The following is an 18,074-nucleotide window of genomic DNA, read 5'->3' as shown; positions in this document are numbered from 1 at the left end:
GAGCGAGCTTGCTCCTACAGTGTTTTCGCCCACAAAAAAGCCCACTGACCGTTACCGGCTCAGTGGGCTTTTCGATTGCGCCCTGATTACAGAGCCAAATCACTCGCAGCTTTAGCCTTTGGCGCCGTAGGCGCTTCAGCCGGGGCAGCAGCCGGAGCCGCTACCTGACCGATCGCCGGCGGCGGAGTCAGTTGCAGCACCTTGGCGGTGTAAGCCCACTCTTCAGCCACTTTTTCAGGGCTGCCGTTCAGCTGAGTGCCGTAGCTCGGCACGATCTGGTGCAGCTTTTCCTGCCAGGCAGGCGAAGCAACCTTGTCCTTGAACACCTTCTGCAGCACGGTCAGCATGATCGGCGCAGCGGTCGAGGCACCCGGCGAAGCACCCAGCAGACCGGCGATGGTGCCGTCAGCGGAAGCAACGATTTCGGTACCCAGTTTCAGTACGCCACCGGCCGCTTCATCACGCTTGATGATTTGCACGCGCTGGCCGGCTTGCCACAGGCGCCAGTCTTCAGCCTTGGCGTTCGGGAAGTATTCTTTCAGGGCGTTGAGGCGGTCTTCGTCAGACAGCATAAGCTGGCCGGCGAGGTACTCGACCAGCGGGTATTCCTTGATGCCGACCTTGGTCATTGGCCACACGTTGTGCGTGGTGGTGGTGGTCAGCAGGTCCAGGTACGAGCCTTCTTTGAGAAACTTGGTGCTGAAGGTCGCGAATGGGCCAAACAGGATGACGCGCTTGCCGTCCAGGACACGGGTGTCCAGATGCGGAACCGACATCGGCGGTGCGCCAACGGAGGCTTTGCCATAGGCCTTGGCCAGATGTTGCTCGGCGAGGGTCGGGTTCTCGGTCACGAGGAACGAGCCGCCGACCGGGAAGCCTGCGTATTCCTTGGCTTCAGGAATGCCGGACTTCTGCAGCAAGTGCAGTGCACCGCCGCCCGCGCCGATGAACACGAACTTGGCGTCGGTTTCGGTTTTGGTGCCGTCTTTCAGGTTTTTGTAGCTGACGCGCCAGGAGCCGTCTTCGTTCTTGGTGATGTCTTGCACTTCGCTAGACAGCTTCAAGTCGAATTTCGGGGTGGTTTGGAGGTGCGCAACGAACTGGCGGGTGATTTCGCCGAAGTTCACGTCGGTGCCGATCGGGGACCAGGTGGCTGCGATTTTCTGGCTCGGGTCGCGCCCTTCCATCATCAGCGGAACCCACTTCTTGATCACAGCCGGGTCTTCGGAGTACTGCATGCCGGCAAACAGCGGGCTCGCCTGCAGGGCTTCGTAGCGCTTTTTCAGGAATTTGATGTTGTCGTCGCCCCACACAAAGCTCATGTGCGGCGTGGAGTTGATGAACGAACGCGGGTTTTTCAGCACGCCTTGCTGAACCTGCCAGGCCCAGAACTGACGGGAAATCTGGAACGCTTCATTGATTTCAACCGCTTTCGGGATCGAGACTTTGCCGTTCTCGTCTTCCGGGGTGTAGTTCAGCTCGGCCAGGGCAGAGTGACCAGTACCGGCGTTGTTCCAGCCGTTGGAACTTTCCAGGGCGACGCCGTCAAGGCGCTCGACCATTTCCATCGACATGCCAGGTTCCAGCTCATTGAGCCAGACACCCAGGGTCGCGCTCATGATGCCGCCGCCGATGAGCAATACATCGACTTTCTTTGCCTCTTCCGCGTGAACGGACGTGATCCCCATCGACAAAGCCAGCCCCAGCAGGGCCGTGTTCATTTTCTTAAACATCTGTTGCACCTATGATAAAACGCCATCCGCCCTTCCATCCTGATGACGAAACCCTTGTCTCACACGGCATTCAGGCAGGATGTCGTGGGTCTCGCACATAAGAACCGGAGGGGTGGGCACACAAGGCCGACGTGTTCCATCGACCTCAGTTTATATGTCCCTACTGAACTGACTTTTTATCTTTATTGGCTTCAGCTACTTGAGCGACAGTGATTCCGCTGGCGCGTCTCGAGGACACGCAAACCAGAATAGGTCAAACCAAGTTGGGGCAAAGAATATCACGACATCGCAAACCCGCGCGTCTGTTCCCGACCTGATAGTCCGAACCCCCGCGCCGGGACCACTATACTGATCCTGATTTTCTCGACGAGTCGGTGAGGAGCAGTCATGAGCGACAAAAACGATCTGCGCAAATATTCCTCTCAAGTGGTCGACGGCGTGGAGCGCGCGCCCGGTCGTTCGATGCTGCGGGCCGTGGGTTTCACCGACGAGGATTTCAAGAAACCACAGATCGGCATCGCCTCGACCTGGGCGATGGTCACGCCGTGCAACATGCACATCGACAAACTAGCGATAGAGGCCGAAAAAGGCGCGAATGCCGCCGGCGCCAAGGGCGTCATTTTCAACACCATCACCATTTCCGACGGCATCGCCAACGGCACCGAAGGCATGAAGTATTCGCTGGTGTCGCGCGAAGTAATCGCCGATTCCATTGAAGTCGTCGCCGGGTGCGAAGGCTTTGATGGCCTGGTAACGGTAGGCGGCTGTGACAAAAACATGCCGGGTTGCCTGATCGGCATGGCGCGGCTGAACCGCCCTTCCATCTTCGTCTATGGTGGCACGATCCGGCCGGGCGCCGGCCACACCGACATCATTTCCGTGTTCGAAGCCGTGGGACAGAACGCGCGCGGTGACATCAACGAAATCCAGGTCAAGCAGATCGAGGAAGTGGCGATTCCCGGACCCGGTTCCTGCGGCGGGATGTACACCGCCAACACCATGGCCTCGGCCATTGAAGCGCTGGGTATGAGCCTGCCCGGTTCCAGCTCTCAGGACGCCGTCGGCAGCGACAAGGCCTCGGACAGTTTTCGCGCCGGCCAGCAGGTCATGGAGCTGCTGAAGCTGGACCTCAAGCCGCGGGACATCATGACCCGCAAAGCCTTCGAAAATGCAATTCGCGTGGTGATCGCCCTCGCTGGCTCGACCAATGCGGTGCTGCATCTGTTGGCGATGGCGCATGCGGTGGACGTCGAGCTGACGCTGGATGATTTTGTCGAGCTGGGCAAGGTCTCGCCGGTGGTGGCCGACCTGCGCCCCAGCGGCCAATACATGATGAGCGAACTGGTCGCCATCGGCGGCATTCAACCGCTGATGAAGCGCATGCTCGCGGCCGGCATGCTGCATGGCGATGCAATGACGGTGACCGGCAAGACCCTCGCGGAAAACCTCGAAAACGTGGCGGATTACCCCGAAGGCCAGGACGTGATCCTGCCCTTCGACCGGCCGATCAAAAAGGATTCACACCTGGTGGTGCTGCGCGGCAACCTCTCGCCCACCGGCGCGGTGGCCAAAATCACGGGCAAGGAAGGCTTGCGCTTCGAAGGCACAGCACGGGTTTATCACGGTGAAGAAGGTGCGCTGGCCGGCATTCTCAACGGTGAAGTGAAAGCGGGTGACGTGATCGTGATCCGCTACGAAGGCCCCAAGGGCGGTCCGGGCATGCGCGAAATGCTCTCGCCGACGTCGGCGGTCATGGGCAAGGGGTTGGGCAAGGATGTTGCGCTGATTACCGACGGCCGCTTTTCCGGTGGTTCGCACGGTTTCGTGGTAGGGCATATCACGCCGGAAGCCTTTGATGGCGGGCCAATCGCGTTGATCGAAGACGGTGACAAAATCACCATCGATGCCGAAACCCGGCAGATCACTGTGGACGTTTCCGATGCTTTATTGGCCGAGCGCAAGACCCGTTGGGTGCGGCCAGAATCCAGGTACAAACGCGGGGTGTTGGCCAAGTACGCGAAGACTGTGTCCAGCGCCTCGGAGGGTGCCGTCACTGATAAATACTTGTAGGAGCCGGCTTGCTGGCGATGGACGCAACGCGGTATTCCGCCAAACCTTGTTGCCTCCATCGCCAGCAAGCCGGCTCCTACAGGATCGCGTTCCTGTTTCAGATACGAAAGCGATCCACCGATTGCGACAGCTTACCCGCCAGGGTAGACAGCTCATCGGTGGTCGAAGCCGTCTGGCCAATGACCTTGCTGTTCCCTTCAGACATCCCCGCAATCATCTCCACCTGATGCGCGATTTCATTACTGGCCAGGCTCTGCTCACCGATCGTGCGAGAGATGTCGTTCACCAACTGCGTGGTGTTCAGCGTGGCTTCCAGAATTTCGCGGATGGCGCGTTCGACGTCAGCGGTCACGGCCATGCCTTTATCGACCTGAGCCACGCCCGCCTCCATGCTGGTGACCGCCTCGCGGGTGCTTTGCTGGATGCGCGCAACCATGGTGGCGATTTCCTGGGTAGAGGCGCTGGTGCGGCCCGCCAGGCTACGGACTTCGTCGGCCACCACGGCAAACCCGCGGCCCTGCTCACCGGCACGCGCGGCCTCGATGGCGGCATTCAGCGCCAGCAGGTTGGTTTGATCGGCGATGCCCTTGATCACCTGAATGATGCTGAAAATGCCCTCGGATTCCTTGTCCAGCGTGCGAATGACCTGCGCCGACTGCTGCGCCGAACGCGCAATCCCGTCCATATCGTTGACCACCTGATGGATCACCCGACCGCCATCCTTGGCCAGTGCCTCAGCCTGGTTAGCCATGTTTAACGCGCGCTCGGCGTGGCGGGTGATTTCCTCAATGCTCGCGGTCATTTCGCTCGCAGCGGCGGCCATGGTGCTGGCGGCCACGCTTTGCTGCTGGCTGCTGCCGGCGACTTTGTGGCAGCCATTGCTCAACTGCTCGCTCATGCCACTGACGCCATGGGCGTTGCTGCGCACGACTTCGATCATGCCGCGCAGATCGCGCTGCATGGTCGCGAGGCTACGGATCAACGCACTGGCTTCGTCCTTGCCGGTGGGCTCGGCAATCCGTTCGCTCAAGTTGCCGTGGGCGATGCTTTCGGCAATGCGGCTGGCGGCCTGCAACGGCCCCATGATACTTAAAATCACCCAGCGGCCCTGGACGAGCAGCAGCAACAGGCTGGCGATGAGCACGATACCGAGCGTGAGGTTGGCATTGCTGATGGCTTGCTGAGTACCTGCGCTGGTCTGCTGGGTGTTGGTCTCGATCAGCTCGCTGAGGGCGCCCATCTGGTCTTCCAGCTGGCTGAACGCGGTGTTGAAGTTACCCAGTTCTTTTTGCGCGGCATCCGGGTTTTCCAAGGCCAGTCTGACAATGCGTTCGGCGGCGCTGATATAGGTATCGAGACTGGGTTTGACCTTGTTGAGGCCGGCCTTGATGGTGTCGTTGACCGGCAGCTTGAAATTCTCGCCCAGCACTTCACGAAAGTGCGAGGCGTGTTCCTCGATGGAACTGCGCACCTCAGCGTTGGTACTGGTGCTTTTACCCAGCCCGACCAGCATTGCGGACAATACGTCTGCGCGCAAGGCGTCGTGCATCATGTCGGCTTCGAGATGATTGCGCAGCGCGGCCATGCTGACCTCGTTGTCATTCACCGCGGTCGCCATTTGCGAATTGCCCAGGTAACTGACCAGGCTCATGATCAAGGCCGTGAGCAGGCCGGTGCCAATCAGCAGGATCAAGCGGAATTTTATCGACACTCTGTGGGTCTCCTGTCAGTCGGATACAGCCATTCGCGCGGATGGCTTCTGACAGGTTATCGACCGCTGAAAGCGGGAATTGAAGGCTAAATCCCTATACGCCGATTTTTACGACATGCGGTCATTGCCGCCCAGCAATGCTTGCAGGGTCAGTGCATTGCCCAGCGCAAAACCACTGGCGGTGTTATCAAAGATGCACCAGTTGATAGTGCCCGCCTGCCCGAAGTTGTGCACGTGCCGCGCCAGCACTTCCAGTCGTCTTGGGTCGTAACTACTGTTATAAATGCGCGGTGAACCGTGCCAGCGCCAGTAATGGATCCCCGGCCAACCACCCGGCCTGTCGCCACCGGTAATCGACGATGGATCGGCAGCCACCCGGCCGATTGTCTGCTCAATCAACAAGGTCTCAGCGTCCAGCCAGCTTGCATGCCGGGGCTCGAGCACTACCGGTCCGGCGTAACGTTGACGCAGCGCCACGAAAAACGCCGAAGCGATGCCCTCCTCGTAAGCCAGCGACGGCGGCAGTTGAACCAGAATACAACCCAAGGAATCACCCAGCGCCGTGCACTGGGACAGAAACTCGTCCAGCAACAACTCGCTGCCCTGCAAGCGTTGAACATGGGTGATGAGCTTGGGCATCTTCACCGAAAAACGAAAGGCGGCCGGCACCGACTGCGCCCAGCGCAAATAGGTTTGTGGGCGATGGGGGCGATAAAACGAGCTGTTGATTTCGACGGCCGTCAGTTGCGACGCATACCGCTGCAAGTGCGTGCCATCGGCAGAAAACTGCGGCCAGTACTCGCCAGGCAAATTCCAACCGGCGCAACCGATGTAAATCTGATGACCCTCGTTCAATAGAGCACTCCCGCGGCATCGCGCATGAAGATCTCCACGGTCTTGGGCCCTACACCGTCGAATTCGCGCAAGCGCTGTTCAAAGGCCTGGCGATCCTCGCTGGCCTCGCGGATGTTGCCGATCCTGCCCGCGTACAGGTCACAGAGCTTTTTACTCAGGTTCAACAAGCGCGTGGCGGTGGTTTCGTCGTATCGCACGTAGTGAGCTTCGCCCAACATCACCACGAGCTCGCGATGGGTACAGCTTCCAAGCTTGCGCGCGGTGTCACGGCCGTGATTTTCCACGATAACGCGATAGGCCTGCGCGGCGATTTCGGCCTGGATGCGTTTGCCCATCAGGAAGCTGGCGATAAACCATTTGAACAAGGTGCTTTCGTCATCCCGTTGAAAATGAATGCCGAGGTCGCTGGCATTGATCGTTTTGCTCATGAGAGGCGTCCCAGTCCGGAACAAGATCCGGTTCCTTAGCTTCGAGAAACCTGGGCCCCGCAAGTTCGTTTTTTCCTCGATGCGTGCCAGGTTGCACGACGATCTTGAGCGCCGCTAAATCAGGTTTGATGCGCCGATAGAAATCAACGATGGATCTAGCCCGAACCCCTCCCGTCTGGATAGGGTCTGCTCCTATATGACCTCTCGGGAATAAGATCCTATGTCCACCCAACACAACCTTGTCGTACTCGCTCGGGGGGGTTATGCCGCCCGAGGCGTTCTTTATCTGGTGATTGGTATCTTTGCTCTGCTGGCGGCTCTCGACTCGACTAAACCCAAAGACAGTCAGAAGAGCCTGGAGGCGTTGTTAAGCCAGCCATTCGGTTATGTTTTAGTCGGGCTGGTGGTGGCTGGTCTACTCGCCTTCGCCGGTTGGCGAGTATTGCAAGCGATTCGCGACGTTGATCATCACGGCAAAAAACTCAAGGGATTGGTCATTCGTGCAGGTTTGTTGGCGGGAGGCATAGTCAACGGTGCCCTGGCGTTTTTTGCCTTGGGCCTACTCATTAGCGGCATCAGAAGCTCGGGCGATTCCGGAGATGGGCAAACCAGGGATTTACTGGCGCATCTGTTGTCGTGGGAACATTCGGATTTAATGCTGTACCTCGTCGCACTCGTACCACTTGGCGTAGGCATTGCTCATATCATTAAGGGTTGGAAGGCGTCGTTCGAGAAATATTTTGAAGCTGACGAAGACGTTATGCGGTACGTCCGTCCGGTGTCTCGGCTTGGCCTTATAGCCCGTGGAATCGTCTTTATCGAGATTGGGCTATTGCTGATATTCAGCGGTTCGAATTACAAAGCCCTGGATCCACCGGGTATGAAGGACGCCCTCGATGCTCTGCAGAATCTGCCGGCGGGAGGTATCGTCCTGATGGTAATGGCCTCGGGGCTGGTCGCCTTTTCGGTTTACAGCTTTGCTGAAGCCGCCTGGCGCAAGATAAACATGGACGTGCCGGGCATAGCCTGACGCATTACGTGAGCGCAACCCGCTAAAGCTGCCTCGCCTTGTGGACGGGCAATAACCGTCTTCATGGATCGACTTGGGCCATCAGTTCAGCGACCGTTTCCGGGCGATTGGCATAGCGCTGCGCAAGTACTGCGCAGACCATCAACTGAATCTGGTGGAACAGCATCAACGGCAGGATCAGCACGCCAATGGTGCTGCCAGCAAACAACACCTGGGCCATCGGGACGCCGGTGGCCAGGCTTTTTTTCGAACCACAAAAGAGGATAGTGATGCGGTCTTCCCGATTAAAGCCAAAGGCTTTGCCGAGCACGGTGGAAGCGAACAAAACCAGCCCCAGCACGATGCAACAGACGACCACCAGCCCGGCCAGTTGCCAGACCGGGATCTGATGCCAGATGCCTTCGATCACCGCCTCGCTGAACGCACCGTACACCACCAATAGAATCGAGCCCTGGTCGACGAATTTCAGCCAGCTCTTGTTGCGCGCCACCCAGGCACCGATCCAGCGTCGGGCGATCTGACCGGCAATGAACGGCAGCAACAGTTGCACGCTGATCTTCAGAATCGCATCGAGTGTCGAACCGCCCTCGCCGTGCACATCCAGCAGCAACGTCACCAGCAACGGCGTGAGGAAGATCCCGAACAGGCTGGAGGCTGCCGCGCTGCAAATCGCCGCCGGAATGTTCCCGCGAGCCAGGGAAGTGAAGGCAATCGCCGACTGCACCGTTGCGGGCAGTGCGCAGAGGTAGAGCATGCCCATGTACAGATCGTCGCCAATCAGCGGCGAGAGCAAGGGTTTGAGCGCCAGGCCGATCAGTGGGAACAGAATGAACGTCAGGCTGAACACCAGCAAATGCAGGCGCCAGTGGCCGGCACCGGCGATGATCGATTCACGGGACAGTTTGGCGCCATGCAGGAAAAACAGCAGGGCAATGGCGATGTTGGTCAGCCAGCCAAAACCGACTGCGACCTGGCCGCTGGCGGGAAGCAGGCTGGCGAGAACGACCACGCCGATCAGGGTCAGGGTGAAGTTGTCGGGCAAGAAACGGGGGCGGGTCATCGGTGTCATCCGGCGGCGGGCGAGGAACGTTGCGTCGACTCTAACGCGCCTGCCGATTGCCGACTAACGCTAATAAGTCAGTAGATGTCGCCAAAGAGACATAACATCCAAAAGGAGTAGACAGCCACAGCGCCTAATGCTGATCAGCTAAGCGAATTTGTAGGAGCGAGCTTGCTCGCGATGGACTTCGAGACGCCGCGTGTATCCAGAAAAATTCGCGTTATCGTTGGCGTCCATCGCGAGCAAGCTCGCTCCTACAAGAGTCAGCTTTCGCTTAACTGATCAGCATTAGCCCCCGCACCCACTCAATCATCCTCATGCAACTTGATGCCCCTGGCGTGCAACAGATGCGGCACCACCAGCACCAGCAGCGTCAATGCGAGAACCGCGGCGGAAATCGGTTGCGTGATAAACACCGTCCAGTCGCCCTCGCTGATCGACAACGCGTTACGCAGTTGTTTTTCCGCCATCGGCCCCAGCAGCATGCCCACGATCACCGGGGCGACGGGGAAGTCGAAACGACGCATCAACACCCCGCCCCACCCGATCGCCAGCATCAGCAACAGGTCGAAAGAAGAGTGGCGCATGCCGTACACACCGATGGTGGCGAACACCAGGATTCCAGCATTCAAGTACGGCCGGGGGATTTGCAACAACTTCACCCAAAGCCCCACCAACGGAAGATTCAATATAAGCAGGATGACGTTGCCGATGTACAGCGACGCCACCAGGGTCCAGACCAGTTCCCCCGAGGTTTCAAACAGCAGTGGTCCCGGTTGCAGGTTGTAGTTCTGGAACGCGGCCAACAGGATGGCTGCCGTGGCCGACGTCGGGATACCGAGGGTCAACAACGGCACCAGAGAACCGGTCGCACTCGCGTTGTTCGCCGCTTCAGGGCCGGCGACCCCCTCGATGGCGCCCTCGCCTTTGTTGGCGGCAAATTCTTTCGGGTATTTGCTGAGTTTGCGCTCGGTGGAATAGGACAGAAACGTCGGGATCTCTGCGCCACCGGCCGGAATCGACCCGAAGGGAAAACCGATCAGCGTTCCTCGCAACCACGCCGGAACCGAGCGTATCCAGTCGGCGCGCGTCATCCACAAGGAGGTCAGGCGATGCCGGTCCGTCGCCTCTTCTTTCTGATACAGCAGGCTGTACAACGCCTCGCCCACCGCAAATAACCCGACCGCCACGAGCACGACTTCGATGCCATCGACCAGTTCCGGGACGCCCAAGGTGTAGCGAGCAATACCCGAGGTCGAGTCCAGGCCAATCAAGCCGATGGTCAGGCCAACACCCAGCGATGCAAAGCCGCGCAACATCGACGCCCCGAGCACGGCAGACACTGTCGTGAACGACAGCACCAGGATTGCGAAATACTCCGCAGGACCAAAACGCAGCGCCAATTTGGCCACGATTGGCGCAAACAAGGTCAGCAGAATCGTCGCAATGGTGCCCGCCACAAAGGAGCCGATGGCCGCCGTGGCCAGGGCCGGTCCTGCGCGGCCATTGCGGGCCATGAGGTTGCCTTCCAGGGCTGTCACCATGGAGGACGATTCCCCAGGGGTATTGAGCAGAATGGAAGTGGTCGAGCCGCCAAACTGAGCGCCGTAATAGATACCGGCGAACATGATCAGCGCGCCGGTAGGGTCGACCTTCGCGGTGAGCGGCAGCAGCAATGCCACCGTCAGCGCCGGCCCGATGCCCGGCAAGACACCGATGGCGGTGCCGAGCAGGCAGCCAATGAACCCCCACATCAGATTGATCGGCGTCAGGGCCGAAGAAAAACCCATTGCCAGGTTTGCGAGAATGTCCACCCTGTTGATCTCCTTCGGCCCGAATCAGATCCAGGCGTTGACAAGCGGCGGAAGGGAAACCCCCAGCCCGGCATTGAACAGCCAGTAAATAGGTAGCGTCAGGGCAATGCCGATGGCGAGATCGCGCAGTGGATGGCGACTGCCAAAGCCCCGCGCCGAACAGGCGAACAACAGCGCGGCTGACAGGACGAATCCGATGAGATTGATGAGCGCGGCTACGCCTATCAACCCCACCGTCACCCAGGTCACACCCGCTTTGCCACCGGGCAACGCTTTGGCGGATTCGTCGTCGTGGTCGGCCAGTTCGCGAAAACCGCCGGTGACGGCTTGATAGCTCAGGACCGCACCCACGCACCCCAGGAATACCGCTACGGCATAGGGATAAACATACGCGCCAAGGATGACGAACCCCATCTCGGGCGGAAACAGAAAGGCGCCGTACGCCAGCACGGCACTGATGATCATCACTCCGACGCCAATCGCCAGTTGCACCGGGACGACTCCGCGCGATTGAGTCATTTCGCAACCAACCCGACCTCGACCAGCATCGCATGCAGCCGCACGTGCTCCTCGTCGACGAATTTACCGAACTCGTCACCGGTCAGCATGTTGGCAGACCATTTGTTGGTTTCGATATTGTCTTTCCAGACTTTGCTGTTGGCGGCGGCGACCACGGCGTCGGTCACTTCCTTGCGTTGCTCGGGTGTGAGATTTGCGGCACCGTAAACACCACGCCAATTGCCGATGATCACGTCATACCCGCTTTCTTTGAGCGTCGGGGCATCGATGCCGGCAACGCGCTCCGGTGCACCGATGGCGAGCACACGGAACTGATCGTTCCTGATGTACTGGCCAAGCTCGGCGTAACCGCCGGTGATCACTTTGATCTGCCCGCCCAATGCCTGGGCAACCACTTCACCCCCGCCTGCGAAGGCAACGTAATTGACCTTGTTGACCGGAATACCCATTTTTGCGGCCAATTCGGCAATGCCGATGTGATCGATCGACCCCTTGGAGCCACCGCCCCAGGAAATACTGGTCGGTTTGTCCTTGAAGGCTTTCAGCAGGTCCTCCAGGGTTTTGAATTCGGACTCCTTGCGCACCGCAATCACGTTGTACTCGGTAAAGAGGCGGGCAATCGGCGTCACATCCTTCAAGGTAATCTGCGGTTTGTTCTGCTCAATGCCCGCGACCATGATCGCGCCGACCACGAGCAGCGCATCCGGATCGCCCTTGGTGCTGTTGGCAAACTGCGCCAGCCCCAGCGTGCCCCCCGCTCCCCCCTTGTTTTCGAAGGTGGCGGATTTGGCCGCCTTGGCTTCAATCAAGGCTTTGCCCAGGACGCGTGCGGTCTGGTCATAACCGCCGCCTACCGAACCGGGGGCCATGAACTTGACGGTATCCAGCGCAAAGGCAGGTGTTGTGAGCGCGGCGGCCGTGGCAACAACCGCTAGATAACGGGTGGATCGACGTAACAATGCGAACATGCGTTTTCTCCCGAGACTTTTGTTTTTATGGGGCGCCGGTTGAACGTCGATCAGGGCGCATACCCCGATCAATGAACATCCATCTCGGGATAAGCGTAGGCCATAGTTAGAATGGCGGCATACAACAGTGAATCACTTCATTTCAGGAAGACGCGTACATGGACGACCCTCGTGCCGATAACCGCAGCAGCGCATGGTCGGTGTTTCTGATTTTCCTGCGCCTCGGGCTGACCTCTTTCGGCGGCCCCATCGCCCATCTGGGTTACTTCCGTGATGAGTTCGTCACACGACGGCGCTGGCTGACAGAGCGCAGTTATGCGGATTTGGTGGCGCTGTGCCAATTCCTGCCGGGGCCGGCCAGCAGCCAGGTCGGCATTGCACTGGGCATGTCTCGGGCGGGATACCGCGGGGCACTCGCCGCGTGGGCCGGTTTTACGCTGCCTTCGGCCGTGGCCCTGATCCTCTTTGCACTGGGCATTTCCCGATACGGCACGGCGTTGGCGCCCGGCGCGCTGCACGGGCTCAAAGTGGTGGCCGTCGCGGTGGTTGCGCAAGCGGTGTGGGGCATGGCGCGAAACCTGTGCACGGATGGGCTGCGCGTCACCCTCATGATGATTGCGGCTTGCGTTGTCCTGCTTGAACCGTCCGCCTGGGCGCAGGTCGGGGTGATTGTCGCCGCTGGCGTCGCCGGCCTGCTGTTGTTCAAACCCGCGCAGCGTGACGGGCACGATCCTCTGCCCATCCCCCTCCGCCGACGGGCCGGGGCGATCTGGTTGTCGCTGTTTCTGGCACTGCTGATCGGCCTGCCGATCTTGAATCAACTCTTGCCAAGTCAAACCCTGGCCCTGGTGGATGCCTTCTACCGGGCCGGCTCACTGGTTTTCGGTGGCGGCCACGTCGTGCTGCCGCTGCTGCAAGCCGAGGTGGTACCTTCCGGTTGGGTCAGCAACGAAGCGTTTCTCGCCGGGTATGGCGCCACGCAGGCCGTACCGGGTCCGCTGTTCACGTTCGCCGCGTTCCTCGGTGCTTCCATGAGCCTTGCGCCATCGGGCTGGCTCGGCGGGTTGATCTGCCTGCTGGCGATCTTCGCGCCGTCATTCCTGTTGATCCTGGGCGCCTTGCCTTTTTGGGAACGGTTGCGCAGTAGTCTGCGCGCACAGGCTGCGCTGACCGGGGTGAATGCAGCGGTGGTCGGCCTACTGCTGGCCGCGCTGTATCAACCGGTCTGGAGGAGTGCGATTTTCACCGCACAAGACTTCGGACTGGCGCTGGTCGCCCTTGTTACGTTGATGTTCTGGAAGCTGCCGCCGTGGCTGGTGGTGCTCGGCTGCGGAGTTATGGGGTGGCTGTTGAGCGCCGGGTAATCCAAAGCAGGTAAGTAACCGTTTGATTTTCGCGCAGTTACTTTTTCAGAAACATTAAACCTGGGGACCCCGGCGTAACACTGAAAATGGGCGAGCTATTCTAAAAACCAACTGGACTTCGCGACTTGAGTTTAATGATGGCGTGCATCAGGAGACAGGTCATGAAAGGCATGCTCGGCGGCATTGGTTTGTCATTGATACTGGCGGCAACCGCAGCGTTCGCTCATCACGGCTGGAGTGAATACAACTCCGACAATCCCTTGCAATTGAACGGCACGATCGAAGAATCGGGTTACTCCCATCCTCATGGATTCGTGCGCCTCAAAACACCGGACAAGACCTGGAACGTGGTATTGGCGCCGCCCTCGCGCATGGAAAACCGTGGTCTTTCCCGAGAGATGCTAAGCGTCGGCAGCACGGCCAGCGTGGTCGGCTATCAGAACCGCAACAAACCGGATGAACTGCGCGCCGAACGCATCACAGTCGGCGGAAAAACCACAGAGTTACGCTGATGCAACCCCTCAATACCGGCGTGAATCCGGGTGCGGATAGCTGGCTGGACTGGGTGGGTGACTCGCAGCTGGGCGCCGCCATGCGGGGCGACCTGTGGCTTTATCCGATGGTGGAGGTGGTGCACATCATCGGGTTCATCGTGTTGGTCGGCTCCGTAATGATGTTTGACCTGCGCGTGCTCGGCCTGTCGAAAAACATTGCCGTGACCGACCTCGCTCGCCACCTCCTGACCTGGTCGATAGCGGCGCTGCTGTTGATCGTGCCTGCCGGGTTGATGATGTTTTCAGCCCACCCACATGATTTCGCCTCCAACAGCGTTTTCATCCTGAAGCTTTGCCTGATTGCGACGGCAGGCCTCAATGCAGTGCTGTTCCACGTCGGTGTCTATCGTTCAGTCAATCAATGGAACACCGCCGTCGCCGCGCCCGGCATCGCAAAATGCCAGGCGCTGCTATCGATCGCTTTATGGCTCACCGTGGTGTTGTGCGGTCGGCTGCTGGCCTACACCTGATGATCAGGTATTGGTTTTCAACTTGGTCCACAGACGCGTGCTCAACCGCGCAATCGCCGCCGGCAGTTCCTCGACGGTAAACAACTTGTCCAACACACTTTTCGGCGGGTAGATCGCCAGGTCCTGCTTCACGGCCGGGGTCACATACTGATCCGCCGCGAGGTTGGGGTTGGCGTAATGGATGCTGTTGCTGATGTTGGCAATGACTTGTGGCGTCAGCAGGTAGTTCATGTAGGCGTAGCCATCTTTCTCGTGCGGCGCGCTCTTCGGCATGACCACCATGTCGAACCACAGGGTCGAGCCTTCGTCAGGAATCGAATAGGCGATGTCGATGCCGTTGTTGGCTTCCTTGGCGCTGGCGGCCGCTTGAACGATATCGCCGTTGAACCCGATCACCGCGCAGACATTACCGTTTGCCAGGTCGCTGATGTACTTGGAGGCATGGAAATACTGCACGTACGGCCGGATTTTCAGCAGCGCCTGCTCGGCTTTCTTGTAATCCGCCGGCTCGTGGCTATGGGGCGGCAAGCCCAGGTAATTGAGGGTGATCGGCAGAATCTGCGTCGGGTTATCAATAATCGCCACGCCGCACTGGCTAAGCTTCTTGATGTTTTCTTCATCAAAAAACAGCTTCCACGAATGGGTGACATCGGTGTTGCCGAAGATCGCCTTGATCTTCTCGACGTTGTAGCCAATCCCCGCCGTGCCCCACATGTACGGATAGCCGTACTGGTTGCCCGGATCATTGACTTCGAGTTTCTTCATCAACGCCGGGTCAAGGTTTTTCCAATTGGGGAGCTGGCTCCTGTCGAGTTTCTGAATGGCCCCGGCCTTGATCAGGCGCGACAGGAAATGGTTCGAAGGGCTGACCACGTCGTAGCCGGTATTGCCGGTCATCAGCTTCGATTCCAGCACTTCGTTGCTGTCATGGATGTCGTAAGTCGCCTTGATCCCGGTTGCCTTGGTGAAACCTGGCAGAGTGTCGTCGGCGATGTAGCCGTTCCAGTTGGATATATTGACGACTTCGTCCGCGTAAGTGGCGGCCGACAACGTGGTCAGTACAACCATCAGGGGAATTGTGTTCACGCGCATGTTCAATCACCTTGTTGATGAGCTTTTGTTGTTTTTTGATTGCCGGGTTTTTTAGATTTCTGTTCTGGCCCTGACCGCCTCCACGCGCATGCGAAGCATGGCACCGATATCGAGCAACGGTTTCGGCGGGAGCCAGCCCGGTTGAGCCCTGCTTATCACCGAATCCAGAATGGGTGAGCTGACGCCCGACGACAGTTCGGCAAGCAGCCGGCCCCACAGCGTGCCGCGCGCGACGCCCGAACCGTTGCAGCCGGCCACCGCAAACACGCCCTCTTCGACTTTGCCGAAATAGGGTTGCCCGGTGCGCGAGGCGCTCAAATGTCCGGTCCAGGTGTACTGGATGTCCTGCTCGCCGAGAAACGGAAAGCGCCGTTGCAAGCCGAGCACATGGTGTTTGCGCCGATGCAGAAGCTCGCTGTCGGTCAGGTCACGGGAGCGGTACTCCGCGGTGTTGCGGATCATCACGCGACGATCCGGGGTCAGTCGCACCGTGGCGCCGAGCGGCCGGGTGGAAAGTACGCCCCACGGCTCGACAGCGCCGATGGACTGGAACTCTTCATCGCTGAGCGGCCGGGTCAGGCTGGCGCTGAGCTCCATCGGGAAGGTTCCGCTGTCCTCTATGCCCGAACGGGGAATGAACGCGTTCAGGCACACCATGACTTGCTTCGCCTCGATGCTGCCGGCGGTGCCATTGGCGCGAATACGCCCGATGCCCGAACGCTCCAGACCGGTGATGTCGGTGTTCTCGAAGACGGTCACGTTGTCCGGCAGCGCATCCAGCAAGCCCTTCACGTATTTCGCCGGTTGCAGCAGCGCGTTGCCGTGGCCGCACCAGATCCCGGCCTGGTAATGCCGGGTGCCGAGTTTTTCGTTCAGCTGTTCACCTTGCAGAAATTGCGCAGAGGCGCCGACGGCGCGCAATGTCGCCAGTTTGTCCTCGACATCGGTCAACTTGCCTGGATCGCTGACGGCGAAGAAATAGCCGGAATCCCGGAAATCGCATTCGATGCCGTGACGCGCGATGCGCTGGCGTACTTCGTCACTGGCGGCGCGTGAAATCGAGGTGTCCACTTCATACCCGGCAAAGCCGTGGTTGCCGATCAGTTCATCCTTGGTCGGGTGTTCGTGGCCCACCACAAAACCCGAGTTACGCGCCGAGGCGCCTTGCGCCGCGCGCTGCCGGTCAACGATCACGATCCGCGCCTGAGGGTGCATTTCCGCGAGCGAGTGCGCGGCACTCAGCCCGGTGATGCCGGCACCGATAATCAGCCAGTCGGCCTTTTCCGTGCCTTTGAGAGGACGGCGAGCGGGTGAACTTCCCGCCTGCGCAATCCAGCCACATTCATTGGTCATGCCTCACCTCATTGGACTGTCGTTCTGCGAGCACATGCCGTAATCGCATGAGCGTTTCCGGAAGACGCTCGCCAGAGCTAGAATCTATAAGGCCTGTAGTGATACAACCAACGTTATAAAATCATCGAGCCATTCATAAAACGCATGGATAAAATTCGCCACGTTCCCTCGCTTCAGGCCTTGCAGGCGCTGGTGGAAGTGTCCGACTCGGGCAGTTTCACCCAAGCGGCGGCCAGGCTGTGCCTGACCCAAAGTGCGGTCAGCCGAAAGATCCAGCTGTTGGAGAGCCACTTCGGCGTTCCGATGTTCGCGAGGACCAGCCGCAATGTCCGGCTGACCCCGGAAGGTGAACAGGTGCTGGGCACCGCCCGGAATATCCTCGCGCAACTGAAAACACTGGAAGACCGGCTCGCACCGCAGGAACGCCCCTTCCGCATCCGCATGCACGTGTCGCTGGCGGTTCGCTGGTTGCTGCCGAAATTGAGCGAGTTCTATCGAAGTCATCCGGAGGTTTCGCTGTCGATCGAAACCGTGGCGACGGAAGTGGTGGAGCCCGCCATCGACAGTGATGCCTACATCCTTTATCTGCCCGAAACGTCCCCTGATCCGGATTGCCTGACCCTGTTCAAGGAAGCGTTGGTGCCGGTGTGCGCCCCCGGACTGGGCAACGCGACGCGCCCACTGGCGGTGGTGGAAGATCTGGTGAGTTTCCCGTTGTTGCATCGCTCGGCGGACCGGCATGACTGGGTCCAGTGGCTGGCAGCCAATGGCGGCAGATCGCTGGAGGATTACCGCCACATCCCCTTCAACCTCGACGAACTGGCACTCGATGCAGCAGCACGAGGATTGGGCGTGGCGATGACTGACAGGACGCTGGCAGGGGAATCGATCGAACGGGGCGTGCTTGTCATCCCGTTCGGCCACCCCTTGGAAACACGAGGTGTTTACGCGTTGAATCTGCAACCTTCAGCCGCCGCTCATCCGGCCTGCGCGCTGATCCTGCAATGGTTCGCGCAGCAGGCCGAAAAGGAAGCCGGTGAGCGCTGATTGAGC

16 protein-coding genes and 1 pseudogene are annotated in these 18,074 nt (G+C 59.4%); 6 read left to right on the top strand and 11 right to left on the bottom strand.

Annotation, left to right across the window (positions count from 1 at the left end; all coding sequences use genetic code 11):
* Positions 1-86 precede the first annotated feature (86 nt).
* Positions 87-1,733, bottom strand: coding sequence for a malate dehydrogenase (quinone) (gene mqo, locus ACA073_RS11150; RefSeq protein ID WP_497403412.1), 1,647 nt, complete (start codon positions 1,731-1,733; stop codon positions 87-89).
* Positions 1,734-2,120: 387 nt separating this feature from the next.
* Between mqo and ilvD the strand changes: the two genes are divergently transcribed.
* Positions 2,121-3,803, top strand: a complete 1,683-nt coding sequence (ilvD, locus tag ACA073_RS11145) for a dihydroxy-acid dehydratase (protein WP_497403411.1) — start codon at positions 2,121-2,123, stop codon at positions 3,801-3,803.
* A 97-nt stretch (positions 3,804-3,900) separates the two neighbouring features.
* Here the strand turns inward: ilvD and ACA073_RS11140 are convergent, their stop codons facing one another.
* From ACA073_RS11140 to ACA073_RS11125, 4 genes and pseudogenes are all read right to left on the bottom strand, one after another.
* Positions 3,901-4,626, bottom strand: a complete 726-nt coding sequence (locus ACA073_RS11140) for a methyl-accepting chemotaxis protein (RefSeq protein WP_497404053.1) — start codon at positions 4,624-4,626, stop codon at positions 3,901-3,903.
* Positions 4,627-4,758: 132 nt separating this feature from the next.
* Positions 4,759-5,514 (bottom strand): annotated as a pseudogene (locus ACA073_RS11135) (MCP four helix bundle domain-containing protein); the annotation flags it as partial.
* A gap of 108 nt (positions 5,515-5,622) precedes the next feature.
* A complete protein-coding gene (locus ACA073_RS11130; RefSeq protein WP_497403409.1) occupies positions 5,623-6,369 on the bottom strand; it encodes a DUF72 domain-containing protein in 747 nt (248 codons plus the stop codon).
* Complete coding sequence (locus ACA073_RS11125) at positions 6,366-6,797, bottom strand: DNA methylase (protein ID WP_497403407.1); 432 nt, start codon at positions 6,795-6,797, stop codon at positions 6,366-6,368. The genes ACA073_RS11130 and ACA073_RS11125 overlap by 4 nt, the downstream gene beginning before the upstream one ends.
* Before the next feature lie 220 nt (positions 6,798-7,017).
* Between ACA073_RS11125 and ACA073_RS11120 the strand changes: the two genes are divergently transcribed.
* A complete protein-coding gene (locus tag ACA073_RS11120) occupies positions 7,018-7,827 on the top strand; it encodes a DUF1206 domain-containing protein (RefSeq protein WP_497403406.1) in 810 nt (269 codons plus the stop codon).
* A 61-nt stretch (positions 7,828-7,888) separates the two neighbouring features.
* Here ACA073_RS11120 and ACA073_RS11115 read toward each other — a convergent pair whose 3' ends face one another.
* The 4 genes from ACA073_RS11115 to ACA073_RS11100 form a co-directional block, all read right to left on the bottom strand.
* Entirely contained in the window at positions 7,889-8,887 is a 999-nt protein-coding gene (locus ACA073_RS11115) for a bile acid:sodium symporter family protein (RefSeq protein WP_497403404.1), read from the bottom strand.
* A gap of 305 nt (positions 8,888-9,192) precedes the next feature.
* Complete coding sequence (locus ACA073_RS11110) at positions 9,193-10,701, bottom strand: tripartite tricarboxylate transporter permease (RefSeq protein WP_497403402.1); 1,509 nt, start codon at positions 10,699-10,701, stop codon at positions 9,193-9,195.
* 24 nt (positions 10,702-10,725) lie between these two features.
* A complete protein-coding gene (locus ACA073_RS11105) occupies positions 10,726-11,220 on the bottom strand; it encodes a tripartite tricarboxylate transporter TctB family protein (RefSeq protein ID WP_497403400.1) in 495 nt (164 codons plus the stop codon).
* Complete coding sequence (locus ACA073_RS11100; protein ID WP_497403398.1) at positions 11,217-12,188, bottom strand: tripartite tricarboxylate transporter substrate binding protein; 972 nt, start codon at positions 12,186-12,188, stop codon at positions 11,217-11,219. Before ACA073_RS11100 ends, ACA073_RS11105 begins: the two co-directional genes overlap by 4 nt.
* Before the next feature lie 158 nt (positions 12,189-12,346).
* Here ACA073_RS11100 and chrA point away from each other — a divergent pair, with 158 nt between their 5' ends.
* The 3 genes from chrA to ACA073_RS11085 all read left to right on the top strand — a co-directional run bounded on the left by chrA (position 12,347) and on the right by ACA073_RS11085 (position 14,576).
* Positions 12,347-13,552: a chromate efflux transporter gene (gene chrA, locus ACA073_RS11095; protein ID WP_497403396.1), complete on the top strand. Its 1,206-nt coding sequence runs from the start codon at positions 12,347-12,349 to the stop codon at positions 13,550-13,552.
* Between the two features lie 161 nt (positions 13,553-13,713).
* A complete protein-coding gene (locus ACA073_RS11090; RefSeq protein WP_497403395.1) occupies positions 13,714-14,064 on the top strand; it encodes a DUF6152 family protein in 351 nt (116 codons plus the stop codon).
* A complete protein-coding gene (locus ACA073_RS11085; protein WP_497403393.1) occupies positions 14,064-14,576 on the top strand; it encodes a DUF6644 family protein in 513 nt (170 codons plus the stop codon). Before ACA073_RS11090 ends, ACA073_RS11085 begins: the two co-directional genes overlap by 1 nt.
* Positions 14,577-14,579: 3 nt before the next feature.
* Here the strand turns inward: ACA073_RS11085 and ACA073_RS11080 are convergent, their stop codons facing one another.
* Positions 14,580-15,668, bottom strand: coding sequence for a polyamine ABC transporter substrate-binding protein (locus tag ACA073_RS11080; RefSeq protein ID WP_497403392.1), 1,089 nt, complete (start codon positions 15,666-15,668; stop codon positions 14,580-14,582).
* 51 nt (positions 15,669-15,719) lie between these two features.
* A complete protein-coding gene (locus tag ACA073_RS11075) occupies positions 15,720-17,021 on the bottom strand; it encodes an NAD(P)/FAD-dependent oxidoreductase (protein ID WP_497403390.1) in 1,302 nt (433 codons plus the stop codon).
* Between the two features lie 144 nt (positions 17,022-17,165).
* Between ACA073_RS11075 and ACA073_RS11070 the strand changes: the two genes are divergently transcribed.
* Complete coding sequence (locus ACA073_RS11070; protein ID WP_497403389.1) at positions 17,166-18,068, top strand: LysR substrate-binding domain-containing protein; 903 nt, start codon at positions 17,166-17,168, stop codon at positions 18,066-18,068.
* The last annotated feature ends 6 nt before the right edge of the window (positions 18,069-18,074 follow it).

This window comes from Pseudomonas sp. LBUM1670, from assembly GCF_059695695.1.
This window is presented reverse-complemented; position numbering and strand designations above follow the sequence as displayed.

Coding starts and splice junctions, on each gene's coding strand:
- ACA073_RS11140 (WP_497404053.1), bottom strand. CDS start 4,626: ATGGCCGCCGCTGCGAGCGAAATGACCGCGAGCATTGAGGAAATCACC.
- ACA073_RS11100 (WP_497403398.1), bottom strand. CDS start 12,188: ATGTTCGCATTGTTACGTCGATCCACCCGTTATCTAGCGGTTGTTGCC.
- ACA073_RS11075 (WP_497403390.1), bottom strand. CDS start 17,021: ATGACCAATGAATGTGGCTGGATTGCGCAGGCGGGAAGTTCACCCGCT.
- ilvD (WP_497403411.1), top strand. CDS start 2,121: ATGAGCGACAAAAACGATCTGCGCAAATATTCCTCTCAAGTGGTCGAC.
- mqo (WP_497403412.1), bottom strand. CDS start 1,733: ATGTTTAAGAAAATGAACACGGCCCTGCTGGGGCTGGCTTTGTCGATG.
- chrA (WP_497403396.1), top strand. CDS start 12,347: ATGGACGACCCTCGTGCCGATAACCGCAGCAGCGCATGGTCGGTGTTT.
- ACA073_RS11090 (WP_497403395.1), top strand. CDS start 13,714: ATGAAAGGCATGCTCGGCGGCATTGGTTTGTCATTGATACTGGCGGCA.
- ACA073_RS11120 (WP_497403406.1), top strand. CDS start 7,018: ATGTCCACCCAACACAACCTTGTCGTACTCGCTCGGGGGGGTTATGCC.
- ACA073_RS11105 (WP_497403400.1), bottom strand. CDS start 11,220: ATGACTCAATCGCGCGGAGTCGTCCCGGTGCAACTGGCGATTGGCGTC.
- ACA073_RS11115 (WP_497403404.1), bottom strand. CDS start 8,887: ATGACCCGCCCCCGTTTCTTGCCCGACAACTTCACCCTGACCCTGATC.
- ACA073_RS11125 (WP_497403407.1), bottom strand. CDS start 6,797: ATGAGCAAAACGATCAATGCCAGCGACCTCGGCATTCATTTTCAACGG.
- ACA073_RS11070 (WP_497403389.1), top strand. CDS start 17,166: ATGGATAAAATTCGCCACGTTCCCTCGCTTCAGGCCTTGCAGGCGCTG.
- ACA073_RS11085 (WP_497403393.1), top strand. CDS start 14,064: ATGCAACCCCTCAATACCGGCGTGAATCCGGGTGCGGATAGCTGGCTG.
- ACA073_RS11080 (WP_497403392.1), bottom strand. CDS start 15,668: ATGCGCGTGAACACAATTCCCCTGATGGTTGTACTGACCACGTTGTCG.